Origin of the sequence: Vulcanococcus limneticus LL, from assembly GCF_002252705.1 — a bacterium.
Taxonomy (GTDB): domain Bacteria; phylum Cyanobacteriota; class Cyanobacteriia; order PCC-6307; family Cyanobiaceae; genus Vulcanococcus; species Vulcanococcus limneticus.
In genome coordinates this window covers 37,940-59,023 of the sequence record NZ_NQLA01000007.1, presented here as the reverse complement: position 1 = coordinate 59,023, position 21,084 = coordinate 37,940, and the positions used below count along the sequence as shown (strand labels likewise).

General features: G+C 69.3%; 25 protein-coding genes and 1 riboswitch. Of the genes, 14 read left to right on the top strand and 11 right to left on the bottom strand.

All coding sequences use genetic code 11. The annotated features are described in order from the left end of the window. Positions 1–11 precede the first annotated feature (11 nt). The 5 genes from gndA to CJZ98_RS18185 all read left to right on the top strand — a co-directional run bounded on the left by gndA (position 12) and on the right by CJZ98_RS18185 (position 4,445). Complete coding sequence (gene gndA, locus CJZ98_RS05515; protein WP_094589175.1) at positions 12–1,430, top strand: NADP-dependent phosphogluconate dehydrogenase; 1,419 nt, start codon at positions 12–14, stop codon at positions 1,428–1,430. A gap of 40 nt (positions 1,431–1,470) precedes the next feature. After that, positions 1,471–2,205, top strand: a complete 735-nt coding sequence (pgl, locus tag CJZ98_RS05510) for a 6-phosphogluconolactonase (protein WP_094589173.1) — start codon at positions 1,471–1,473, stop codon at positions 2,203–2,205. 90 nt (positions 2,206–2,295) lie between these two features. Then, entirely contained in the window at positions 2,296–2,925 is a 630-nt protein-coding gene (locus CJZ98_RS05505) for a CIA30 family protein (RefSeq protein ID WP_094589171.1), read from the top strand. A gap of 28 nt (positions 2,926–2,953) precedes the next feature. Then, entirely contained in the window at positions 2,954–3,346 is a 393-nt protein-coding gene (locus CJZ98_RS05500) for a hypothetical protein (RefSeq protein ID WP_094589169.1), read from the top strand. Between the two features lie 145 nt (positions 3,347–3,491). Next, entirely contained in the window at positions 3,492–4,445 is a 954-nt protein-coding gene (locus CJZ98_RS18185) for a hypothetical protein (RefSeq protein ID WP_157910885.1), read from the top strand. On the opposite strand, the gene ilvD is transcribed toward CJZ98_RS18185, so the two are convergent. From ilvD to upp, 3 genes are all read right to left on the bottom strand, one after another. Next, the gene (gene ilvD / locus CJZ98_RS05490; RefSeq protein WP_094589165.1) at positions 4,436–6,106 is read right to left on the bottom strand and encodes a dihydroxy-acid dehydratase; all 1,671 of its coding nucleotides are present in this window, start codon (positions 6,104–6,106) and stop codon (positions 4,436–4,438) included. The genes CJZ98_RS18185 and ilvD overlap by 10 nt on opposite strands. 59 nt (positions 6,107–6,165) lie before the next feature. Further along, on the bottom strand, positions 6,166–6,456 hold the full coding sequence (locus CJZ98_RS05485) for a hypothetical protein (RefSeq protein ID WP_094589163.1): 291 nt from the start codon (positions 6,454–6,456) through the stop codon (positions 6,166–6,168). Between the two features lie 69 nt (positions 6,457–6,525). Then, positions 6,526–7,188 carry a uracil phosphoribosyltransferase gene (upp, locus tag CJZ98_RS05480; RefSeq protein WP_094589161.1) on the bottom strand — a complete coding sequence of 221 codons (663 nt, stop codon included), beginning with the start codon at positions 7,186–7,188 and terminating at the stop codon, positions 6,526–6,528. Between the two features lie 168 nt (positions 7,189–7,356). Between upp and CJZ98_RS05475 the strand changes: the two genes are divergently transcribed. The 3 genes from CJZ98_RS05475 to CJZ98_RS05465 all read left to right on the top strand — a co-directional run bounded on the left by CJZ98_RS05475 (position 7,357) and on the right by CJZ98_RS05465 (position 9,789). Continuing rightward, on the top strand, positions 7,357–7,818 hold the full coding sequence (locus CJZ98_RS05475) for a pentapeptide repeat-containing protein (RefSeq protein WP_094589275.1): 462 nt from the start codon (positions 7,357–7,359) through the stop codon (positions 7,816–7,818). Between the two features lie 34 nt (positions 7,819–7,852). Continuing rightward, positions 7,853–8,030, top strand: a riboswitch (cobalamin riboswitch). Positions 8,031–8,099: 69 nt separating this feature from the next. Beyond that, positions 8,100–8,657, top strand: coding sequence for a HupE/UreJ family protein (locus CJZ98_RS05470; RefSeq protein WP_232756238.1), 558 nt, complete (start codon positions 8,100–8,102; stop codon positions 8,655–8,657). A 1-nt stretch (position 8,658) separates the two neighbouring features. Beyond that, positions 8,659–9,789 (top strand): GTP-binding protein, encoded by a 1,131-nt coding sequence (locus CJZ98_RS05465; protein ID WP_232756237.1) that lies wholly within the window; start codon positions 8,659–8,661, stop codon positions 9,787–9,789. 62 nt (positions 9,790–9,851) lie between these two features. On the opposite strand, the gene CJZ98_RS05460 is transcribed toward CJZ98_RS05465, so the two are convergent. Further along, positions 9,852–10,289 carry a hypothetical protein gene (locus CJZ98_RS05460; protein ID WP_094589157.1) on the bottom strand — a complete coding sequence of 146 codons (438 nt, stop codon included), beginning with the start codon at positions 10,287–10,289 and terminating at the stop codon, positions 9,852–9,854. A gap of 91 nt (positions 10,290–10,380) precedes the next feature. On the opposite strand from CJZ98_RS05460, the gene purS reads away from it, so the two are divergent. From purS to CJZ98_RS05445, 3 genes are all read left to right on the top strand, one after another. Beyond that, positions 10,381–10,647: a phosphoribosylformylglycinamidine synthase subunit PurS gene (purS, locus tag CJZ98_RS05455; RefSeq protein WP_094589155.1), complete on the top strand. Its 267-nt coding sequence runs from the start codon at positions 10,381–10,383 to the stop codon at positions 10,645–10,647. Positions 10,648–10,649: 2 nt separating this feature from the next. Beyond that, positions 10,650–11,303 (top strand): phosphoribosylformylglycinamidine synthase subunit PurQ, encoded by a 654-nt coding sequence (gene purQ / locus CJZ98_RS05450; RefSeq protein ID WP_094589153.1) that lies wholly within the window; start codon positions 10,650–10,652, stop codon positions 11,301–11,303. Positions 11,304–11,482: 179 nt separating this feature from the next. Further along, the gene (locus tag CJZ98_RS05445) at positions 11,483–12,370 is read left to right on the top strand and encodes a S66 peptidase family protein (RefSeq protein ID WP_232756236.1); all 888 of its coding nucleotides are present in this window, start codon (positions 11,483–11,485) and stop codon (positions 12,368–12,370) included. 265 nt (positions 12,371–12,635) lie between these two features. Here CJZ98_RS05445 and CJZ98_RS05440 read toward each other — a convergent pair whose 3' ends face one another. Continuing rightward, entirely contained in the window at positions 12,636–13,226 is a 591-nt protein-coding gene (locus tag CJZ98_RS05440) for a peroxiredoxin (protein ID WP_094589149.1), read from the bottom strand. 191 nt (positions 13,227–13,417) lie between these two features. On the opposite strand from CJZ98_RS05440, the gene CJZ98_RS05435 reads away from it, so the two are divergent. Further along, complete coding sequence (locus CJZ98_RS05435; protein ID WP_094589147.1) at positions 13,418–13,639, top strand: hypothetical protein; 222 nt, start codon at positions 13,418–13,420, stop codon at positions 13,637–13,639. A 28-nt stretch (positions 13,640–13,667) separates the two neighbouring features. Here CJZ98_RS05435 and CJZ98_RS05430 read toward each other — a convergent pair whose 3' ends face one another. Continuing rightward, entirely contained in the window at positions 13,668–16,844 is a 3,177-nt protein-coding gene (locus CJZ98_RS05430) for a PAS domain S-box protein (protein ID WP_157910884.1), read from the bottom strand. A 441-nt stretch (positions 16,845–17,285) separates the two neighbouring features. On the opposite strand from CJZ98_RS05430, the gene CJZ98_RS05425 reads away from it, so the two are divergent. Continuing rightward, positions 17,286–17,480 (top strand): hypothetical protein, encoded by a 195-nt coding sequence (locus CJZ98_RS05425; protein WP_094589143.1) that lies wholly within the window; start codon positions 17,286–17,288, stop codon positions 17,478–17,480. Next, positions 17,437–17,880 (top strand): hypothetical protein, encoded by a 444-nt coding sequence (locus tag CJZ98_RS05420; RefSeq protein WP_094589141.1) that lies wholly within the window; start codon positions 17,437–17,439, stop codon positions 17,878–17,880. The genes CJZ98_RS05425 and CJZ98_RS05420 overlap by 44 nt, the downstream gene beginning before the upstream one ends. Before the next feature lie 126 nt (positions 17,881–18,006). Here the strand turns inward: CJZ98_RS05420 and ppk2 are convergent, their stop codons facing one another. From ppk2 to CJZ98_RS05395, 5 genes are all read right to left on the bottom strand, one after another. Then, entirely contained in the window at positions 18,007–18,969 is a 963-nt protein-coding gene (ppk2, locus tag CJZ98_RS05415) for a polyphosphate kinase 2 (RefSeq protein WP_094589139.1), read from the bottom strand. 66 nt (positions 18,970–19,035) lie between these two features. Continuing rightward, positions 19,036–19,434 carry a hypothetical protein gene (locus CJZ98_RS05410; RefSeq protein ID WP_232756235.1) on the bottom strand — a complete coding sequence of 133 codons (399 nt, stop codon included), beginning with the start codon at positions 19,432–19,434 and terminating at the stop codon, positions 19,036–19,038. A gap of 19 nt (positions 19,435–19,453) precedes the next feature. Further along, on the bottom strand, positions 19,454–19,699 hold the full coding sequence (locus CJZ98_RS05405; RefSeq protein ID WP_094589137.1) for a hypothetical protein: 246 nt from the start codon (positions 19,697–19,699) through the stop codon (positions 19,454–19,456). Between the two features lie 110 nt (positions 19,700–19,809). Then, positions 19,810–20,418, bottom strand: a complete 609-nt coding sequence (locus CJZ98_RS05400; RefSeq protein ID WP_094589135.1) for a DUF4335 domain-containing protein — start codon at positions 20,416–20,418, stop codon at positions 19,810–19,812. Between the two features lie 50 nt (positions 20,419–20,468). Further along, positions 20,469–21,047: a DUF3038 domain-containing protein gene (locus tag CJZ98_RS05395; protein ID WP_094589133.1), complete on the bottom strand. Its 579-nt coding sequence runs from the start codon at positions 21,045–21,047 to the stop codon at positions 20,469–20,471. Between the last annotated feature and the right edge of the window lie 37 nt (positions 21,048–21,084).

Genomic DNA, 21,084 nt, shown 5'->3' with positions numbered 1-21,084 from the left:
AGTCGCCTTCGATGGACAAGGCTCACTTCGGTCTGATCGGCCTGGGGGTGATGGGGGAGAACCTGGTGCTCAACGCTGAGCGCAACGGGTTCTCCTGCGTCGTCTACAACCGCACCACCGCCAAGACCGAGGAATTCCTCGCCGGTCGCGGGGCGGGGAAGCGGATCATCGGCTCCACCTCCCTGGAGGACTTCATCGCCAAGCTGGAGCGGCCGCGCCGCATCCTGATGATGGTGAAGGCGGGTCAGCCGATCGACGACCTGATCGCGTCTCTCTCGCCCCTGCTGGAGGAGGGCGACTTGCTGATCGACGGCGGCAATTCCCTCTACACCGACACCGAACGGCGGGTGGCGGAGCTGGAGAGCAAGAGCTTCGGCTACATCGGCATGGGCGTGTCGGGCGGTGCCAAGGGGGCCCTGGAGGGGCCGAGCATGATGCCCGGCGGCACCCGCAGTGCCTACGAGGCGATCGAGCCGCTGGTCCGCAAGATGGCGGCCCAGGTCGACGATGGCCCTTGCGTCACCTACATCGGCCCGGGCGGCGCCGGCCATTTCGTGAAAACGGTGCACAACGGCATCGAGTACGGCATCGAGCAGGTGCTGGCCGAGGCCTACGACCTGCTCAAGCGCAGCGCCGGCTTCGATGGTGATGCCATCGCCGATGTGTTCGGCCAGTGGAACGCTACCGAGGAGTTGGCGTCGTTCCTGGTGGAGATCACCGAGGTGTGTCTGCGCACCAAGGACCCCGAGGGCGGCGCTGATCTGGTGGAGCTGATCGTGGATGCCGCCGGCCAGAAGGGCACGGGGCTCTGGACGGTGGTGAGCGCCCTGGAAATGGGGGTGCCGGTACCCACCGTCTACGCCGCCCTCAACGCCCGGGTGCTCAGCTCACAGCGGGTCGAGCGCATCGCCGCCGCCCCCGTGCTGCCCGCTCCCCCCGCCCATCCGATCGAGCTGGGCAGCCCCGCCGACGCCATGGCGCCTCTGCAGGATGCGGCTGTCCTGGCGGCCATCGCCAGCTATGCCCAGGGCATGGCACTGCTCAAGGAGGCGTCCGTCCTGCATGACTATCGACTCGATCTGGCGGCCATCGGCCAGATCTGGAAGGGGGGCTGCATCATCCGGGCCCGGCTGCTGCAACGCATCCAGAACGCCTACACCACCAATCCCGATCTGCCGAATCTGCTGGTGGACCCCTGGTTCGCCGAGCAGGTGAACCGGCGCCTGCCCGGCCTGCGCCAGGTGGTGGCTGGCGCCGCCCTGGCTGGCATCCCCGTGCCTTGCCTGAGCAGCACCCTCGACTACATCGACAGCTACCGCAGCCCGCGCCTGCCCCAGAACCTGGTGCAGGCCATGCGCGACTGCTTCGGGGCCCACACCTATGAGCGGGTGGACCGCCCCGGCAGTTTCCACACGGAATGGCTGGACTGACGCGTCCTCGCCATGCTGGGGGTCGCTGCGGCCTGACGCCATGAGCCCTTCCTCCGCGCGCTACAAGCTCGAGGTGGCCCCAGGCCCCGACGACCTGGCCCGCCGCGCCGCCCAGCGCATCGCCACCGCGATCGATCTCGCCCTCGATGAGCGCGACCGCTGCCAGATCGCCCTCTCGGGCGGTACCACCCCCGCCGCCGCCTACCGGCTGCTGGGCCAGGAGCACCTGCCCTGGGATCGGGTCGATGTGTTGCTGGGCGATGAGCGCTGGGTGTCGGCCTCCGATCCCGCCAGCAATGCCCGCCTGCTGGCCGAGACCCTGCTGGCTCAGGAGCCCGCCCGCCAGGCCCGCTTCCACCCCGTGCCCACCGATCTGGACAGCCCCACCGCCTCCGCCCACGCCTTCGAGGCCCTGGTGCGACGCCTGTGTCCGGGCGATCCGCCCGTGTTCGATCTGATGCTGCTGGGCCTGGGGGACGACGGCCACACGGCTTCCCTGTTTCCCGGCAGCACGGCCACGACGGTGAGGGATCGGGCCGTGACCGTGGGCCAGGGCAAGGGGCTGGATCGCATTACCCTCACCGCGCCGGTGCTCAGCGCCGCCCGCCAGGTGATCGTGCTGGTGAGCGGCACCGGCAAGCGCCAGGCCCTGGAGCGGCTGCTTGATCCGGCCGAATCACCGGAGCGCACGCCGGCCCGGCTGGTGCAGCCCCGCAGCCCCGTCCTGGTGCTCGCCGATGCCGCCGCCGCCGCGGGGCTCACGGCCCCCGCTTGAGCGAGGAGCAGCTCACCAGGCGGAGGCTGCCTGCGCCAGGCTGACCCCCAGTTCCCGAGAAGCCCGGGAGCCGTCCCAGCCGCCCCGCCGATGGACCTGCCGCCCCCTGTTCCTGCGACGCCAAGCCCGGCCAGCCCTGCTGCTGTTCCGGCCACGCCTGCACCGCTCGTGGTGGTGGCGGGCGATGGCTTCGCCGGCTGGCAGAGCCTGAACGACACGATCATGGGGGGACGCAGCCAGGGCAGCTGCCGCAGCAGTTCCGAGGGGCTGCTGATGGAGGCCGAGGTGATCGAGCAGGGCGGTGGCTTCGTGAGCTGCCGCTCCCCCCAGTTCGCGCCCCCCTTGGATCTCTCGGCCTACGGAGCCCTGGAACTCGAGCTGGAGGGGGATGGACGCCGATACAAGCTGGCGATCGCCTGCGCCGATGGTCTGGCGGGCCTCACCGAGTTGATCCCCGGCGGCCTGCGCTGGGTGGCCGAGTTTGCCACCAACGCCTCGGGCGTGAGTGTGATCACCATTCCCTTCAACCGGCTCACCCCCAGCGTGCGGGCCAAGCCGGTGCAGGGTCTGCCCCTGGGGGCACCGCTGCGCTTCGATCCCAGCCGCATCACCCGACTGCAGCTGTTGCACTCCAAGTTCGGCGATGCCGGTGGGCTGAATCCGGGCTTCCGGCCGGGGCCCCTGCGCCTCGGCATCCGGGCGATCCGCGCCGTGCCCTGAGCCCCAGGCCTCACCTCCGTCCCGCCCCATGCTGCCCGCCTTGCCCGACGATCTGGCTCCCTTCCTGTCTCAGGTGGCGGCCGTCGCCGACCTGTGTCTCAAGCCCTGGCGGCACGCCGCCGTGATCGCCGCGGATCCATTCTCCCCGGACTCCGGCGATCTGATCCTGCTGCTGGAGGCCCGCGATCAGCAGGGGTGCCGCCATCCCGACTGTGATCTGGAGCTGGAGGTCTTTCGTAGCGGCAGCTCGGTTCACCTGATGGTGTCGCGCTGCAATGATGCCGCTGCCCCTGTGCTCTGGCAGGGCGGCCACCCGCTCTGGATGGCCGCTGACAGCGGCCAGCGCTGCGAGCGACCGGATTGGGGCGTGCCCCTGGAGGCCCTGGCCCGGCGGCTGCGCGCCCTGATCACGGACGGCTGATCTCCAGTTGATCATGGGATGCCTTTGGTCTGGACAATCCAGGTCTGACAGGCATCAGGGGATGGCCGCGCTCGAATGGATCTCCCACATGTAGAGCTGGGTGGGAATTTGTGCCATCCTCATGGTGTCGTCGTCGTAATCAATGATGGCCCCAGATGACAAGCTGGATTTCGTGTCGCAGGCTGATCTGAAGTTGGTGCGGGATCAGGTTGATCAGCTGCAAGTCATCGTCACGGAGCCCCGCAGACCCTGGTATCTAGAACCATCAAATCTGTGGAGTTTCCTTGCTGTGGTGGTTTCGTTGATCTCGTTTATCATCTCAACCAATCAGGGCGATCAAAAGGAGCTCCGGGAGAAGCGAGAGGAGTTTCGAGGAGTCCTTGATAAGCTCGTTTTGCTGAGCGAGGAAAAATCTAAGAGAAGGCGGATAGGCGAAGCCGTGGGATTTATCGAGCTTAACCAAGGGCTCTATCGATCCTCCGCAGATACGCTAGCGCGTGAGCTGGGAGACAGAGTTCTCCATGCAGAGCACATCATTCTTGGCGATGAATTTGCTAAAGATAGCCAAGAGAATAAGAGGGCAGTACAGTACTTTTCCCAGGCACTGCAAACCGCTCGAAACCCCATCGAAAGGAGCCGAGCGCTTGTAAGGCTGGCCTACGTTCAAGGTCTTCCCCCCTTCAGGAAGGTCAACGAAATGAGGAGGCACTATGCCGATGCTCTCGCAGCCGTGAGTGGGGAAAGTGATGATCTTAAGTTTGAAGCGGGACAGGTATTGATCGACTGGGCTCTGGATGAGAAAAGACTGCGCCACATGGATGAGTTCTGGTCAAAGGCTACCCTTGCTCGCCGCTCTTTCCTCGAGATGTCACCTGATGATCCGAATCGAGACAATGGCCTCAATCAAGTGATGGCTGTGGAACGGAAGGCCCGGGATGAGCAGGGTCAGCGCTCCCCACTCTCGGACCCTCCCTCCCTGTGGGCACCCCGGCCATTCTCTCTCTGGCCCTCACGCCCCCGCTTGCTTGACGATGGGATCCAGCACCGGGGTCGGCTGGGGCTGTCGCCCTCCACCGGTGCTGGAAGCGTTCAGCCCTGATCGGTTACCGCCCCCAGGCTGCTGCTGCTCACCAGACGGGCGTACTTGCCCAGCACGCCCGTCGTGTAGCGAGGCTCTGGCTTCGTCCAGGCGGCACGGCGGCGTGCCAGCTCGGTCTCGTCCACGTTGAGCTGGATCAGCAGCTGGCTGGCATCCACGGTGATGCTGTCGCCCTCCTGGACCAGGCCGATCGTGCCGCCCACGGCGGCCTCGGGGGCCACATGGCCCACGACCAGGCCGAAGGAGCCGCCGGAGAAGCGGCCGTCGGTGATCAGGGCCACCGAGTCCAGCAGGCCCTGGCCCACGATCGCGGCGGTGGGGCTGAGCATCTCGCGCATGCCCGGACCACCGACCGGCCCCTCCTGACGCACCACCACCACATCACCGGGGTTGATCTGCTTGTCGAGGATGGCGGCCAGGCAGGTCTCCTCGCTCTCGAACACGCGGGCGGGGCCGGTGATCACCGGGTTCTTGACGCCGCTGATCTTGGCCACGGCGCCCTCCTCGGCCAGGTTGCCCTTGAGGATCGCCAGGTGGCCCTTGGCGTAGAGCGGATTGGAGAGCGGGCGGATCACGTCCTGGCCGGCCGGTGGCTCGGCGGGCACCTCGGCCAACACCTCCCGCAGGGTCTTGCCCTCGATCGTCTTGCAGTCGCCGTGCAGTAGGCCGGCATCGAGCAGCAGCTTCATCACCTGGGGGATGCCGCCGGCCTGGTGCAGATCTACGGTCACGTAGCGGCCGCTGGGCTTGAGGTCGCAGATCACCGGCACCCGCTGGCGGATCGTCTCGAAGTCGTCGATGGAGAGATCCACCCCGGCGGTGCGGGCCACGGCCAGCAGGTGCAGCACCGAGTTGGTGGAGCCCCCCACCGCCATGATCACGCTGATCGCGTTTTCGAAAGCCTCGCGTGTCATCAGATCGCGCGGGCAGATGTTGGCTTTAATCGCCTCGGTCAGCACTTCGGCACTGCGGGCCGCGCTGTCCGCCTTCTCCGGATCTTCGGCCGCCATCGTGGAGCTGTTGGGCAGGCTCAGCCCCATCGCCTCAAAGGCGGCGCTCATCGTGTTGGCTGTGAACATGCCGCCACAGCTGCCGGCGCCGGGGCAGGCATTCTTCTCGATGGCGGTGAGTTGCTGCTCATCGATCTTGCCGCCGCTGTACTGGCCCACCGCTTCAAAAGCGCTCACCACGGTGAGGTCGCAGGCACCGAGCTTGCCCGGTTTGATCGTGCCGCCATACACAAAGATGGCGGGGATGTTCATGCGCGCCATCGCCAGCATGGCACCTGGCATGTTCTTGTCGCAGCCGCCAATTGCCAGCAGCGCATCCATGCTCTGGCCGTTGCAGGCGGTTTCGATCGAGTCGGCGATCACCTCACGGCTCACCAGGGAGTACTTCATCCCCTCGGTTCCCATCGAGATGCCATCACTCACGGTGATGGTGCCGAACATCTGCGGCATGGCGCCGACGGCATGGGCCGCCTCCTCGGCGCGTCGGGCGAGGTCGTTGAGGCCCAGGTTGCAGGGCGTGATCGTGCTGTAGCCGTTGGCGATGCCGATGATCGGCTTGCTGAAATCGCCGTCGCCGAAGCCCACGGCCCGCAGCATGGCGCGGTTGGGGGAGCGCTGAATCCCCTGGGTGATGGCGGCGGAGCGGAGCATGGCCGGCGGCGGTGTCTGCTGGGAAACCTACCGAGCGGCGCTCCCGGGCCTGGGCGCCCTCAACTGCCGCTACCCAGGCCCTCCAGTTGGCGGCGCACGTCGTCGATGGCCCGGTTGAGCTGCTGCACCTTGTCCTGCAGTTCCGAATCCAGCACCGGCCGCCGACTGGTGTCGACCTCGTCGCCGTCGCCGCTGGAGAGGCGCGAGAGCTGCAGGCTGCGCTCCCGCCGCTGGCGCTGCTGCCGCTTCTCCGTTTCCGACAGCAGCCACCAGGCCAGTCCGGCGGCGCCGAGCACGGCCCCGGCCAGGGTGCTCAGCAGGAGGCTGGAGCTGCTCTCGCGGTTGGCCATCGCTGCCGGGACTGGGCTGGACTGACCTTCAGCCTAGGGATCACGGCCCCGGCGGGCCAGGACTCGCCCTCAGCTGTTGGGCTCGGTGCCGTAGAGCCGATCGCCCGCATCGCCCAGACCGGGCACGATCCGGAAGGCGGTGTCCAGCTCGGCGTCGATGCAGGCGGTGTAGAGGGTCAGGTCCGCGAAGCGCTCCCCCAGGACCTTCAGGCCCGGGCTGGCGGCCAGGGCGCTGACCACCCGCAGCCGCTGGCCGCTCACCCCCCTGGCCTCCAGCCGCTCCAGCACCTGCAGCAGGGTGCCGCCGGTGGCCACCATCGGATCGAACACCAGCACCCCCGCGTTGGCCGGGATCACGGCGGGCAGCTTGTCCAGATAGCAGTGGGCCTGGCCGGTGGCCTCGTCGCGCACCAGGCCGATGTGGGCCACCTGGGCCGCGGGCAGCACCATGCGGCCGCCCTCCCACAGCCCCAGGCCGGCCCGCAGGATCGGCACCGCCAGGATCGGCACGGAGGCGTCCACCACCGTGCCCTCGGTCAGGGCCAGGGGGGTCTGCACGGGCACACGCTGATGGGGGATCCAGTCGCGCACAGCCTCATAGGTGAGCCAGCGGCCCAGTTCGGCCATGGCGGTGGCGAACAGGGCCGGTGGGGTCTGCTGATCCCGCAGCACGGTGAGCCAGTGGCCGATCAGGGGATGGGGGGGGACAACCACCCTCAGGGACATGCTCATCGGGTCGCGCTGCGGTGGATCGCTGCCATAGCTTGAGCCGACCAAGCTAGTTCTGCGGTGCTGCCCCCCTTCGCCGGTTCGCGGATTCCCCAGCTCCTGGCCGGTCAGGGTCTGGTCCGCCCGCGCCTGGTCCGCCGCCTGTTCGCCCTGCTGCTGCCGCTGGCCCTCATGCTTGGCGCCGCGCTGGGCCCGGTCGCGCCGGCTGCCGCGATCACGGCCCCCGAACTGCGCGGCCTGCGCAGCCTGCAGGACCTCCAGAGCGACATGCACGGCCGCAACCTGCAAAAGCAGGAGTTCCTCAAGGCCAACCTGCAGGGCTTCGACCTGAGCGACACGGACCTCCGCGGCGCCGTGTTCAACACCGCCAACCTGCAGCAGGCCAACCTGAGCGGCGCCGACCTGGGCGACGTGGTGGCCTTCGCCAGTCGGTTTGACGGCGCCGACCTCTCCGGGGCCGTGCTGCGTAACGCCATGTTGATGCAGAGCAAGTTCACGGACGCCCAGATCGAGGGCGCCGATTTCAGCGATGCGGTGCTCGACCTGCCCCAGCAGAAGGCTCTCTGCGCCAGGGCCAGCGGCACCAATCCCCGCACCGGTGCCGACACCCGCGACTCTCTCGCCTGCCGCTGAGGGGCGGCGCCCTGCCAATGGGCCTCTGGGACACGCCTAGATTGTGGCTTCCGGTTCCGCTGGGGATCAGCCAGCGGAGGTAACGGGGAAAGTCCGGTGGGGTTCTGGCATCTGCCAAGGGCCGAGTCCGGCGCTGTCCCGCAGCTGTGAAGGGCCGCACCCCCAGGGGCCGCGTCCCAAGTCAGAACGCCCACCGGAGCCCACCCCATCCCTGGCGCGGACCAGCTTTCCGGATGACCAATCTTCGCCTCAGCGCGGCATTCTCCCTCGGAGTCGCGGCCTTGTCCCTGCTGGCTGCTGCGCCGGCCTCGGCCCATCACCTGATGGGTTTCTTCCACCTCACGCCTTCGCCCCTGAGCGGCCTGCTCAGCGGTTTGGGGCACCCGCTGCTCGGCCCCGATCATCTGCTGTTCCTGCTGGCCCTGGGCCTGGTCGGCCTGCAGCGCCCCACCCGCTGGGTGCTGGGCCTGCTCGCCACGGGTCTGTCCGCCTCCCTGCTGGGCCTGGTCCTGCCCGGACTCCCCGGGGCCGAACTGCTGGTGGCCCTGTCCCTCGTGGTGGTGGGCCTGGTGCAGCTGGGTCGCCTGCCCGCCGCCTTGCTGCTGCCTGCCTTTGCGCTGCATGGCTATGTGCTCAGCGAGGCGGTGCTGGGCTGGGAGCCAACATCGGTCGGCTTCTATCTGCTGGGCCTGTTGATCAGCCAGGGGCTGCTGCTGGTCGGCTCGCTCACCCTGGTGCGGCGCTGGGCCGCCGGCCTCAGTGCGGCCAACCTGCGGCTGGCGGCCGGCGTGCTGATCGGCGTGGGCGCCAGCTTCTCCTGGACCGCCCTGGTGCCCTGACGTGAGCACCCCAACCCTGACGCGCCTGCCGGTCACCGTGGTGACGGGCTTCCTCGGCGCTGGCAAGTCCACTCTGCTGCGCCATCTGCTGCTCACCAGCGGCCTGCGTCTGGCCGTGCTCGTGAACGAGTTCGGCGAGGTGGGCATCGATGGCGATCTGATCCGCAGCTGCGGCTTCTGCCCCGAGGAGGAGCTCGATGGCCGCGTGGTGGAGCTGGCCAACGGCTGCCTCTGCTGCACCGTGCAGGACGAGTTCCTCCCCACCATGCAGACCCTGCTGCAGCGGGCCGACCAGCTGGACGGGATCGTGGTGGAGACCAGCGGCCTGGCTCTGCCGGCCCCGCTGGTTCAGGCCTTTCAGTGGCCCGAGATCCGCACCCGAACCCGCGTCAGCGGCGTGGTGACGGTGGTGGACGGTGAGGCCCTGGCCGCTGGCAGCGTGGTGGGTGATGCCTCGGCCCTGGAGGCCCAGCGGCAGGCTGACCCCAGCCTTGACCACCTCAGCGCCATTGAGGATCTGTTTGACGACCAGCTCCAGGCCGCTGATCTGGTGCTGGTGAGCAGGGCCGACCAGGTGGCCGCCCCGCGGCTGGCCGAGCTGCGCTCTGAGCTGGAGAAGCGGCTGCGTCCGGGGGTGTCGGTGCTGCCGATGGAGCGGGGCCAGGTGCCCGCTGCCCTGCTGCTGGGCCTGGATCGCGGTGCCGCTGAACCCCACGCCCACGATCACGACGGCCACGACGATCACCACGACGGCCACCATCACGACGACCATCACGACGGCCATCACCACCACGATCACGCCGATCACGACCACCACGACCACACCCATGTGGCGATGCAGTCGGCGGCGGTGCGGCTCGATGGGGTCTTCGAGCGCAGTCGGTTGGAGGCGCAGCTGCGCCAGCAGATCATCGGGCAGTCGATCCTGCGGCTGAAGGGACGGGCCTGGCTGCCGGGCAAGGTTCAGCCGTTGCAGATCCAGGCCGTGGGACCGCGGCTGGAGTGCTGGTTCGATCCCCGCAGCAGCGCCGCCGCCAGCGAGCGCCAGGCCCCTGGCCTGGAGCTCGCTGTCCTTGGCCTCAGTCTCGATGGCCAGGCCCTGCAGCGGGCGCTGGAGGGCCTGCTGGCTTGAAGCCGGCGGCGGAGCGCCCCCCCGCAGCTGCGAGGCCGCAGACGGCGACTCCGGTGCGGCCCTCAATCCAGGGGAAACTCGCCGCGGGCGCAGACCCCATCCCAGCAGAGGGCCCGATCCGGCTGCCAGGCCGGCATCACCGACCGTCCGGGGCCTGCCCCGGTGCTCAAGGTGATGGATCCCCGGCCGTCGCTGCGGAACTCCAGCCGGCGGCTGCCCACCTGCAGCCACCAGTGCTCACCCGCCCGGGCGATGGTCATCGTGCAGGCCCGCCAGGCCCCGTCGCCGAGGCGGCATTCCAGCGGTAGCTGTTGTTGTGCCGTGGCTGGTGACGGCAGCAGGGTCTGGGCCGCAGCGGCGAGGGCCAGGGCCTGCAGTCCGAGCCGGCGCCATCGCAGCCCAGCGGAACTCGAGCCCAGCCGGTGCAGGCTGGTCGGGCGGGATCCCCGTGGGATTGAGCAGCCTTGATGCAGCCTGGTGGCGGGGCGGCGGGCGTCCATGGCCCTCCCGGAGAGATACCTCCAACCTGATCAGCGGCAAGGGGGCAGGGGGCCCGGCCTGCCAAGATTTAACAATCCTCGTGCAGCTCAGGTGCCCCGTTTCTCCGCCCGCGTGCTGGTCTCGCTGAGGCCTTCGGTTCTGGATCCCGCCGGTGAGGCCACCCGGGCCGCCGCCGCCCGCCTCGGCGTGGAGGGCGTGACCCGGCTGCGCATCGGCAAGGCGGTGGAGGTGGAGCTGGAGGCCCCCGATGCGGCCAGTGCCCGCGAGCGTCTGGAGTTGCTCAGCGACCGCCTGTTCGCCAACCCCGTGATCGAGGACTGGAGCCTCGAGCTCGCCGACCCCGCCCCCGAGGCCTGAGCATGACCCTCGGTGTGGTGGTGTTTCCCGGTTCCAACTGCGACCGGGACGTGCAGTGGGCGGCCCAGGGCTGCCTCGGCATCGAGACCCGCTTCCTCTGGCATGAGGAGCGCGACCTGAGCGGCCTCGAGGCCGTGGTGATCCCGGGCGGCTTCAGCTACGGCGACTATCTGCGCTGCGGTGCCATCGCCCGCTTTGCTCCGGTGCTCCAGGAGGTGGCGACCTTCGCCGAGCGTGGCGGCCGGGTGCTCGGCATCTGCAACGGCTTCCAGGTGCTCACCGAGATGGGCCTGCTGCCGGGCGCCCTGACCCGCAACGAGAAGCTGCACTTCCTCTGCGAACCGGCCCGGTTGCGGGTGGAACCGGGCGCCTGTGCCTGGCTGCAGGGCTACGCCAGCGGCGAGGAGGTGACCTTCCCGATCGCCCACGGCGAGGGCCGCTATCAGATCGATCCCGACCAGCTCCAGGCCCTGGAGGACAGGGGCCAGGTTGTGCTCCGCTACAGCCGCAACCCCAATGGCTCGGTGGGCGACGTGGCCGGTCTCACCAACCGGGCTGGCAACGTGCTGGGCCTGATGCCCCACCCGGAGCGGGCCTGTGATCCAACCACCGGCGGTATCGACGGGCGGCGACTGCTGGCCAGCCTGTTGGGCTGAGGCCGATGCGCCGCCGGGAGCTGCTGCGACTCTCCCTGGGCACGGGTTCAGCCCTGGTCACCGGGCCAGGGCTGGCCAGTGGTTCCGCCCGTGGGGCCGGCGTCGATCGCGCAGCCCAGGCGGTGGACTTGGCTCTCGCTGCGCCCAGGGGCGCCTCTGCCGCTGGCTGGCCCGCACCCTTGGTTCCCGGCAGCCGCATTGCCGCCCTGGCCCCCGGCACCTGGTTGGAGTCCGGTGACGACGGCCTTGCCGTGCTGCGGCTCCGGTGCGAGGAGCAGGGCTGGACCCTGCAGACGCCCCGCGAGCTGTTCGGCCGCTGGCGCTGGTTTTCCGGCTCCGATGCTGTGCGGGCTGATGCCCTGCGCCGCGCCTGGGCCGACAGCGCCGTTCAGGCCCTGTTCTACGTGGGTGCCGGCTGGGGCAGCACCCGCCTGCTGGAGCAGGGATTTCAGGTGCCGCCGGGGCCACGTTGGACGGTGGGCTTCTCCGATTGCAGCGCCCTGTTGCTGGCCCAGCGGGCGGCGGGCAGCCTGGGGGCCATCCACGGCTGGTTCGGTGGCGACATGCCCCAGTGGCGTCGCCTGGCGGGCCTGCTGCGGGGCGAGGCGGTGGCGCCCCTGCAGGGCCGGGGCCACGGGACCAGACTCCAGGGGGGTCACTCCCACGCGGCTGCTGTGGCCGAGGGTCCGCTGATGGTGAGCAACCTCACCATCGCCACCTCCCTGATCGGCACCCCCTGGCTGCCCTCCCTGCAGGGCTGTGTGCTCGTGCTCGAAGACACGGGCGAAGCTCCCTACCGCATCGACCGCCTGCTCACCCAGTGGCGCAGCTCCGGCCTGCTGCGCGGCGTGCGGGGCATCGGCCTGGGGCGCTTCGACTGGGCCCGCGACGATATCCTCCCCGGCGACTTCTCCATGGAGGAGATCCTGCTGGAGCGCCTGGCCCTGTTGGGGGTGCCCCTGGTGAGCGGTCTGGCGGTGGGCCACGGCCGGCCGAATCTGGCCCTGCCCCTGGGTCGCCGCTGCCGCCTCGATGCCACGGCCGGCACCCTCACCCTGCTGGACTGAGGGCCCAGGACCAAGGATCCATCGGCTTGCAAACAGACGGAGCTGGCTGCACCCCAGGAATGGTGCGCTGGATCCCATAAAAAATGGGCCCTCCAGGGGCCCCTCGCGTGCATGGACAGCCGGTGCATGAACAGACAGCTCATGGACAAGCCAGTTCATGGATAGCGAGCTGCCATCTACTGCGAGCGCAGAAGATGGCAGCTGGAGCCAGACACAGCGCTATTCGCGTGCCTGGCTTGGCCGCTCGGCCTCAATCGCCCGTGGCTCAGTTCACGGCGGCGAAGAACTCCTTGCTGCCCACGGGATCGGGCTTCATGGTCTTCTCGCCGGGGGTCCAGTTGGCGGGGCACACCTCGTCGGGGTTGCTGCGGATGTACTGGAAGGCCTGCAGCACCCGCAGGGTCTCGTCGACGCTGCGGCCCACGGGCAGGTTGTTGATGGTGCTGTGGGCGATCACGCCATCGGGATCGATGATGAACAGACCGCGCAGGGCCACGCCGGCTTCCTCATCCAGCACCTCGTAGGCCCGGGCGATGTCCTTCTTGAGGTCGGCCACCAGGGGGTAGGCGATGTCGCCGATGCCCCCGTTCTTGCGTTCGGTCTGGATCCAGGCCAGGTGGGAGAACTGGCTGTCCACCGACACGCCCAGCACCTCGGTGTTGCGGCTGGAGAAGTCGCTGTAGCGGTCGGAGAAAGCGGTGATCTCCGTGGGGCACACGAAGGTGAAGTCCAGCGGGTAGAAGAACAGCACCACGTACTTGCCGCGGTACTGGGACAGGGTCACTTCCTTGAACTCCTGATCCACCACGGCGGTGGCGGTGAAGTCAGGGGCCTGCAGGCCGACGAGCCGGGTCATGGCGAGAACGATGGATGGGTTGCGGAACCGGGAACACCTCTTCGCGACACCCCCGCGGGGCCAGCGACCTGCCTCAGCTGGCAGGCTTCACGAAGGCGGATCGACTTCCAGTTGACGCTGTAACAACTTATCACGGATCCATCGCCAGCTGGCGTGGCCATAGGCTGAGTCCATCTGCAACAAGAGCCCCGATGGCCTGGGATCCGGCCGTGCTGCGCAAGTACAACTCCACCGGCCACTTCCGGCTGCTGAACCAGGTGCGCAGCGAGCTCAAGGCCAACCCAATCGAGCGGCCCGCTGAGGGTGGCACCGCCCGCACCGCCAGCGGTCTGGTGCGTCCGTCGGTCTCTCGGGCCAGGGATCTGCGAGGTGATGGCGGCCGCCGCCGCGGCTCCGCCACCCAGCCACGCTGATCCGTCGGCGCTGGTCCAGCGGCGCTGTTCAGGTCTTGATCGGGATCACACGGTTACGGCCCTGCTGCTTGGCGGCGTACAGGCCCGCGTCGGCCCGGGCGATTACCGCATCCACAGTCTCCCCGGGCTCGATCAGGGTCACACCGATGCTGAGACTGGCGTTCACACGCTCGCCCAGCACCGCGATCGGCTCGTTGGCGGTGCGGCGGATCTTCTCGGCGATGGCCAGCGCATCCACCAGCCCCCTCACGCCGATCAGCGCCACCACCAGCTCGTCGCCGCCCATCCGTGCCGCCAGGTCATCGGTGCGGATGCAGCGCCGCAGCCGTTCGGCCTGCGTCTGCAGCACCTGATCGCCTGCCTGGTGGCCGTACTGGTCATTGATCTCCTTGAAGTGATCGAGGTCGCAGAACAGCAGGGCGGCGCGGCCTTCGCCCTGGCGACGGCTGCCGCAGAAGTGGCTGAGGCGCTCCAGCATCTGGCGCCGGTTGAGCAGGCCGGTAAGCACGTCGGAGTTGGCCTCCTGCTGGAGCTGCTGCTCGGCGATCACCTCTCGGTCCACGGTCCGGAAGGTGCCCACCAGGCCATCGATCGTGCCGTCGCTGCGGCGGTAGCTGCTGAGGTGGCTCTCCACCCAGTGGATGCTGCCGCCCTTGGCATACATCCGATCGCGGGCCACCACCGACTCGCCGCGCTGCAGCCGCTGCAGGTTGTTCCGGTAGATCTCGGAGTCGGGGCCATCCACCAGAAAGCGGGTGCTGTTCTGGCCGATCCACTCCTCGGGCGTCCAGCCCAGCATCGGCGTGAGGGAGGGGGAGACCCAGAGCACGGTGCCGTCCTCGGCCAGCCGCATCACCACATCCAACATGTTGAGGGCCAGCAGGCGGTAGTCCTCCTCGGAGCGGGCCAGCTGTTCGGCGGCCCGGCGCCGCTCGCTCACATCCCGCCAGGTGAAGCTGAGGTTGCCGACCACCTGCACCATGCGCACGTCCAGGTAGACATCGCCGCCCGCCAGTTCGTGGGCGGGGTAGTGGAATTCATCGAGGCTGATGGGCTGGCCGCCCTCGATCGCCTGCCGTGCAAGATCCAGCAGGCCGGTGCTGGCGATGCCCGGCAGGAGCGACAGCAGGGCGCGCCCCAGCAGCTTTTCGCGCGTCCTGCCCATCTCCACCAGGGCCGCCCGGTTGGCATCGGCGATGCGCAGGTCCACGATCACCCCGAGCACATCGCGCACCGGCTCCAGCAGCAGGTGGGGATCGATCAGGGAGTCGATGGTGGTGTGCAGTCGCTCCTGTTCCTCCTTGAGCTGCTCCTGGGTGCGGATCTGCTCCGTGATGTCGGTGATCTGGGCCAGCACCACCCGCACGCTGCCATCGGCGTTGCGGATGCACGACACCGACAGATCACCCCAGCGCAGTGAGCCGTCGGGGCGCAGGAAGCGCTTGCGGATCCGGTAGGTGTCCAGCCGGCCCAGCTCAAGCTCCCGTGCCAGGGCCCGATCGATCTCCAGGTCGTCCGGGTGGGTGAGCTCCTGCCAGCTGCACGCGAGCAGGGTCTCCGCGTCACGCCGGAAGAAGCTGCACAGGGCGGGATTCACCTCCAGCAGGTCGCCCGTGCCCGGCCGGCAGAGGCACTGCCCCACCGCCGCGTTCTGCATCGACTGGCGGAACAGGGCATTGGCCTCCACCAGCTCCCGCTCGGCCCGTTTGCGGCGCGTCACGTCGAGCACCACGCCCTCCAGCACCACCGAGCCGTCCTGGCGGCTGCGGGGCAGGGCCTCGATCGAGACCCACAGCGGCCCGTGCCCCACCACCAGCCGCCCCTCCCAGGTGAAGGGCTGCCGCCGCCTGTAGGACTCCAAAAGGCGCGCCCACATCTCCGGCGCATCGACGGGTTGCAGTAGCTGGAAGGGCAGGTTGCCGTCGGCCTTCAGCGCCTCCAGCTCCAGACCCAGCATCTCCAGCAGGCGCCGGCTGGCGAAGTCGAACACCGGCGTGCCATCGGCCTCAAAGCGCAGCACGTAGGTGCCCGCCGGCATGTGGTCGGTGAGGTCCAGCGCCAGGCGCTCGGTGCGGTGGCGCAGCTGCTCCAGCTCCGCCTCACGGCGCCGGGCCTCGGTCACGTCCTTGGAGAAGCCGATCAGGCAGTCGTCCTGGCCCGGCCGTTGCAGCAGCAGCTTTTCTGAGTGGAACAGGCGCACCTGCCCGTCCGGGGCGCGCAGGTGTTCCTCCAGGGTCAGGGTGCCCCCCTGCTCGAACACCTGGGCGTCGCCGCCGGTCAGGGTCTCGGCCTCGTCGGGCGGCAGCAGTTCCAGGTCGGTGTGGCCCAGGATCTGCTCGATCGGCCGACCGAACTGGGCTACCACCGGAGGGTTCACGTAGACGTACCGCCCCTGCCGGTCCTTCATGTATACGTGGGCGTCGATGTGGCCGAGCACCGTGTCCAGCAGGGCCTTCTGAGCGGCCAGCTCCTCGGCGATGCGCACCTGCTCGGTCAGGTCGTAGTTGACGCCGAGCATGCGCAGGGGTTTGCCCTCGCGGTCGTAGGTGGTGTGGGAGACGGCCTGCAGGTGATGCACGGAGCCGTCGGGCCAGATCACCCGGAAGCGTGGGGCGTACTGCCGCTCGCCGCGCAGGGCCGCCTGGATCTCTCCCTCCGCATAGGCCCGATCCTGCGGATGCACCGCATCGGCCCAGGCCTGGTAGGCGCCGCCGAAGTCGCCCGGATCGCGGCCGTAGAGCCGGTACATCACCGGATCCCAGCTGAGCACGTTGGCCGGCACGTCCCAGTCCCACACGCCCACGATGCCGGCGGCGTTGGCGGCCTCCAGGTACTCGTTCCTCGCCATGAGGACGGAGACGTCGTCGAGAACCCACACCCGGCCGCTGAAACCCGGCTGGTGCACGGGGGTGCAGCGCACCTGCAGATGGGTGGGGGCGGCGCTGAAGCGCCAGAGCTGGGGCTCCTCGCCGGCGCCTGGGGTCGTGGCGTCACGGTTGATGGCGCGCCGGGCCAGATTCTCCAGGGCCGCCAGCACGGCCTGGGCCGGCAGCTCAGCGCTCTCCAGGCCCAGCAGGCGCACCGCCGCCGCGTTGGCCTCTGCCCGGCCACTGCCGTCGTCGACCGACACCAGGGCCTGCTCGAGCTGGTCCATCACCGCCCGCAGGCGCAGCGTCATCGGCTCCTGGCGCAGCCGCTGGCTCATGGCTGACAGCACACCAGACCCGCTGGCCGACCTTGTGCCCTCCATTCAGCAGGTTCGCCCCCCATGCCGCCCCGCCGTCCCCGCAGGCTTCTGGATCCAGGCTAATCACTGGGGCTGGCCGGAGCTGCCCGGGCCAATCGGCCTCGTCCTCGGGGCCGCGACTCAGGGCCGGGGTCATATCCGCTCACACTTCGGCGCTCTCCAGTCATGGTTGGGGTGTTGCCGGCGAGGGGCGGCTGGGCTGAGCATGGACCTACGCCCCAGCACGGGCGTCATCCGGCGGGACTCGTCACCCTGCCCTTCTCTACTGATCCGGCTGATCCGGCGCGCTGCCTGCCGGAGCCCCAGCTGAACAAAGTCCAAAACGGCAGCAATCCCGACCACATCCCGGCGCTGGCCGGGATTCGATGGGTTTCGAAGGATTCCACACCCACCTGCGCCATGGCCTACGAACCCGGGACCAGCGAATGCCGCCTGCTGATTGACAGCAAGGCCCAGATTGAGTCCGCGCTACTGAATCTTGCCAAGCTGGAGAACACGGAGGCCATTCGTGCCCAGCTCGTGGATGTCTACAACCAGCTCGAAGCGCGGCATGAGCGGCGGCGGGCCCTGCGCCAGCCCGTGGTGGCCGCCTGATCCGATCGCGGCCCTGCGCCACTGGGGTCGGCCTGGGGGCGCCCTGGCCCTGGTGCTGGCTGCCGCGCTGCTGGCCCAGGCCCCAGCCGAGCGGTCCGCTCCCCTGCCGCTGCCACTCCAGGCCCAGCAGCCGATTCTGGCCGCCGATGTCCGCCTGCACCAGCAGGGCTGGCGGCCGGGCCCCGAGCAGACGCCCAGTGCCTTTGAGCGTGAGTTGGCCGGCAATGCCCTGGCCAGCCTGGCGGCCTGCTCGGGCACCGGAGCTGGCTTCTGCCGCTACGACTACAGGCGTGGCCCCCAGCGGCTCGTGCTGATCACCGTGCCCGGCGCCCAGGCCCGCGCTGGCGTCGGTGATGGCCGTGTGCTTCGCTGGCAGCTCGAATCCGCCCCCCTCCCCTGAGGCCGGCCCACCGCCCATGCGCTTCGACAACGACCAACGCCCCGCCTGGCTGAACTGGCTGTTCCTGGGGATCTTCCTGTGGTCGTCCTGGCAGCTTGCCGGGTTCTGGTTCCAGCAGCTGCACCGCTAGGGGTAGCGGTTCGGCACGAAGAACTGCTCGTTCATCGGCGGGCGGGCATAGCCCTTGGCCGCCTTGCGCGGCGGCAGCTTCACCGCCGGGGGGGTCATGTCCTGGTAGGGGATCTTGCTGAGCAGGTGCTGGATGCAGTTGAGCCGCGCCCGCCGCTTGTCGTCCGCCTGCACCGTGAACCAGGGGGCCTCGGGGATGTTGGTGTGGGCGAACATCTCGTCCTTGGCGCGGGAGAAGTCCTCCCAGCGGTCCCGGGATTCCAGATCCATCGGGCTGAGCTTCCAGCGGCGGGTGGGGTCGTCGATGCGGGAGCGGAAGCGGGCTTCCTGCTCCTCATCACTCACCGAAAACCAATACTTCAGCAGCACGATGCCCGAGCGCACCAGCATCCGTTCAAACTCGGGACACGACTGCTCGAACTCCCGAAGCTGCGCCGGCGTGCAGAAGCCCATCACCCGCTCCACACCGGCGCGGTTGTACCAGCTGCGATCGAAGATCACGATCTCCCCGGCCGCGGGAAAGTGCTCCACGTAGCGCTGGAAATACCACTGGGTCCGCTCCTGGTCGGAGGGCGTTCCCAGGGCCACCACCCGGCAGCCGCGGGGGTTGAGCGGCTCGGTGACCCGCTTGATCGTGCCGCCCTTGCCGGCGGCATCCCGCCCCTCGAACAGCACGATCAGGCGGAAGCCCGAGGCCTTCACCCAGTACTGCATCTTCACCAGCTCCTCCTGGAGTCGGCTCAGTTCCTTCTCGTAGAATTTGCGATCGAGCTTGCCGTTGCTCGAAGCCTGCTCCGCGGCGGGCTCTGGTGACGCCACTCCGGGAAGATCATCGAGCTGGGAGGAGGGGTAGTAGCGATCACTGAAGCGCCCGTGGCGGGGCAGCAGCGTGTCGGCGTTGAAGCCCGCCGCTGCCTGCGTCGCCGAGGCCTTGCCTTTGAGCTTGCCCTTCTTGCCCATGGCCGCATGTTAGGGAGAGTTCTTCGCCTCGCCATCGGCCCGCAATCGCCCGGGCCGAGGCGGCTGTCAGCTGCGCTGGCCCCCAGACTCCCGGCGCTTCGGCGGGGCAGGCGCCAGCACGGCCCGCACCAGGCGCACCAGTCCGCCCACCAGCATCGCCAGCGCCAACAGGGCCAGGCCCACGAGCAGCAGCACGCTCAGCAGCTGCAGCAGCCCCGCCCCCAGCCGCGCCAGGCCGTTGAGCAGGTCGCTGATGGCCCGACTCACCAACAGCAGGGTGTCGAACCGCTCAGTGAGCAGCCACAGACCCACGAGCAGACCCGTGCCGCCCGCCAGCAGCAGCACGCCATCGAGCAGTTGCCGCCACCGACTGGTCGGACGCTTGCGGCGGAACACGTGGCGCACTTCGCTGGAGCCTGGCCGCCCCGGGCGCACCAGCTGCAGGCGGCGACGGGGGCGTTTCATGGGGGTGTCCTTGGGGAGCTCAGGCGTCCAGCTGGTAGCCGGCGCCGCGCATCCAGCGCTCGAACTCGATCAGCACGAGCTCGTTGGGGCAGTCCACCAGGCTGAGGGCGCCGACGGTGCAGTCGCCCTGGCCGCCGTGGTGCATGGAGAGGTGGAAGCCGTCTCCGCTCAGGCCGCAGACCTCCGGATCGCTGCGCACCACCACATCGAGCGCTGCCCCCAGGCGGGTGACGCGACGGCGCAGTTCGGACCAGCTCAGCGACATCGAAGACAGGGGAAGCAGGGTGGACTGCGGCAGGGTGGCAGACGGCAACGGGGCTTGGGGCAGCGTGGAGGTTTGCACTGATCTCCAGTGTGCTGGGCCAGACCCCGGCGTCAACCGGCAGTGACGGGGCGGGCCGGAGTGGCGGGGGTCGCCGCCGGTGGTGCCGTGGTGGGCTTCGGGGTGGGCAGCAGCAGCGCCAGGAAGGAGCCCAGGGCGAGGGCCGCCAGGCCGGTGGCCGGTGCCGCCAGGCGCCGCCTCAGCGGTTGGCGGTGGCGCAGCTCGGAGCGCTTGAGCGGCTGGGGAGTGGGCAGCTCCAGCGGTACCCGCACGCGGTCATCGAGCCGCAGCTGATCCAGGCAGCGCACCAGGTCAGCGAGTTCGGCGTCGTCGAGCTGGAGGCTCAGGGGCGGGGTGTCGGGCAGGCTGCTGCGCACGAGCAGCTCGTGGCCCGTGCCCTGGGGCGCAATCACCACGGGCGTCTCGGCCGTCCCGAAGGGTCGGGGTGCGCCGCTGAGCAGGTGGCGGGCATAGGGCAGCACCACCTGCAGCAGGGCCACCAGGTGCTCGCGCCTGCCCTCCAGCTCCGGCCGGCCGGCCAGGGCCAGGCTCCAGCCCGTGAGGATGCCGAGGGCCTGGTCGCCTTGGCCGGCCGAGAGGTCGGGGAAGCCCTCCAGGACCAGCCGGCAGCTGGTCTGTTCGTAGCGGGCGCTGAGCTTCATCGGGGCGCGGCGGTGGTCATGGGGAGCTGCGGTGTTGCTGGGGCGAGGGCTCAGGACACGGGGTCCATCAGGCTCGCCTTGAGCCGATCAAAGCCCCCTGGGCCGGCGCTGAGGGCCAGGGCCTGGATCAGGTGGCGGCATAGCTCCGGCCCCTCCTTCTCGTCGAGCAGGCGCTGCACACCACCGCGTCGCAGGTTGAAGCGCTCCTGCACCAGATCGTCCAGGCGGCGGCGGAACAACTGCCAGCGCTGGGCCGAGAGCTCCGGCGGTTCGGCGCTGGAGAGGAGCTGGCGCAGCATCGGGTAGAGCCGCTCGGCCAGGGCGTTGAGGATGCGGATCAGGGCATCGGTCTCCACCTCCTGGAGCTGGCCGCGGCGGGTGGCCCGGCGCAGGGGGTTATGGCAGCGGCGCTTCCATAGCTCCACCCGGTTGGGGAACAGCTCGGTGAAGCCCAGGCTCTGGCTGATCCACACCATCGCCTCACCACCGTTGTAGTCGAGGGCTTCGGCGCAGAGCAGCATGAGGTCCAGGCGCTCGATGCCACGCCGGGAGAGGGGACTGGAGCGCTCCCCCCCGCTCGGGTGGGCCTGCTGGGACGGCGGCGCCGCAGGCGCAAGGGCTTCACTCATGGCTGCGATACTGCCAGTCGTGGAGCCGATTCGTCAT

What these genes read in the sequence shown, in the direction of transcription:
- gndA (WP_094589175.1), top strand. Translation starts at nt 12, where the DNA reads ATGGACAAGGCTCACTTCGGTCTGATCGGCCTGGGGGTGATGGGGGAG.
- pgl (WP_094589173.1), top strand. Translation starts at nt 1,471, where the DNA reads ATGAGCCCTTCCTCCGCGCGCTACAAGCTCGAGGTGGCCCCAGGCCCC.
- CJZ98_RS05505 (WP_094589171.1), top strand. Translation starts at nt 2,296, where the DNA reads ATGGACCTGCCGCCCCCTGTTCCTGCGACGCCAAGCCCGGCCAGCCCT.
- CJZ98_RS05500 (WP_094589169.1), top strand. Translation starts at nt 2,954, where the DNA reads ATGCTGCCCGCCTTGCCCGACGATCTGGCTCCCTTCCTGTCTCAGGTG.
- CJZ98_RS18185 (WP_157910885.1), top strand. Translation starts at nt 3,492, where the DNA reads ATGGCCCCAGATGACAAGCTGGATTTCGTGTCGCAGGCTGATCTGAAG.
- ilvD (WP_094589165.1), bottom strand. Translation starts at nt 6,106, where the DNA reads ATGCTCCGCTCCGCCGCCATCACCCAGGGGATTCAGCGCTCCCCCAAC.
- CJZ98_RS05485 (WP_094589163.1), bottom strand. Translation starts at nt 6,456, where the DNA reads ATGGCCAACCGCGAGAGCAGCTCCAGCCTCCTGCTGAGCACCCTGGCC.
- upp (WP_094589161.1), bottom strand. Translation starts at nt 7,188, where the DNA reads ATGAGCATGTCCCTGAGGGTGGTTGTCCCCCCCCATCCCCTGATCGGC.
- CJZ98_RS05475 (WP_094589275.1), top strand. Translation starts at nt 7,357, where the DNA reads ATGCTTGGCGCCGCGCTGGGCCCGGTCGCGCCGGCTGCCGCGATCACG.
- CJZ98_RS05460 (WP_094589157.1), bottom strand. Translation starts at nt 10,289, where the DNA reads ATGGACGCCCGCCGCCCCGCCACCAGGCTGCATCAAGGCTGCTCAATC.
- purQ (WP_094589153.1), top strand. Translation starts at nt 10,650, where the DNA reads ATGACCCTCGGTGTGGTGGTGTTTCCCGGTTCCAACTGCGACCGGGAC.
- CJZ98_RS05440 (WP_094589149.1), bottom strand. Translation starts at nt 13,226, where the DNA reads ATGACCCGGCTCGTCGGCCTGCAGGCCCCTGACTTCACCGCCACCGCC.
- CJZ98_RS05435 (WP_094589147.1), top strand. Translation starts at nt 13,418, where the DNA reads ATGGCCTGGGATCCGGCCGTGCTGCGCAAGTACAACTCCACCGGCCAC.
- CJZ98_RS05430 (WP_157910884.1), bottom strand. Translation starts at nt 16,844, where the DNA reads ATGAGCCAGCGGCTGCGCCAGGAGCCGATGACGCTGCGCCTGCGGGCG.
- CJZ98_RS05425 (WP_094589143.1), top strand. Translation starts at nt 17,286, where the DNA reads ATGGCCTACGAACCCGGGACCAGCGAATGCCGCCTGCTGATTGACAGC.
- CJZ98_RS05420 (WP_094589141.1), top strand. Translation starts at nt 17,437, where the DNA reads ATGAGCGGCGGCGGGCCCTGCGCCAGCCCGTGGTGGCCGCCTGATCCG.
- ppk2 (WP_094589139.1), bottom strand. Translation starts at nt 18,969, where the DNA reads ATGGGCAAGAAGGGCAAGCTCAAAGGCAAGGCCTCGGCGACGCAGGCA.
- CJZ98_RS05410 (WP_232756235.1), bottom strand. Translation starts at nt 19,434, where the DNA reads ATGAAACGCCCCCGTCGCCGCCTGCAGCTGGTGCGCCCGGGGCGGCCA.
- CJZ98_RS05405 (WP_094589137.1), bottom strand. Translation starts at nt 19,699, where the DNA reads ATGTCGCTGAGCTGGTCCGAACTGCGCCGTCGCGTCACCCGCCTGGGG.
- CJZ98_RS05400 (WP_094589135.1), bottom strand. Translation starts at nt 20,418, where the DNA reads ATGAAGCTCAGCGCCCGCTACGAACAGACCAGCTGCCGGCTGGTCCTG.
- CJZ98_RS05395 (WP_094589133.1), bottom strand. Translation starts at nt 21,047, where the DNA reads ATGAGTGAAGCCCTTGCGCCTGCGGCGCCGCCGTCCCAGCAGGCCCAC.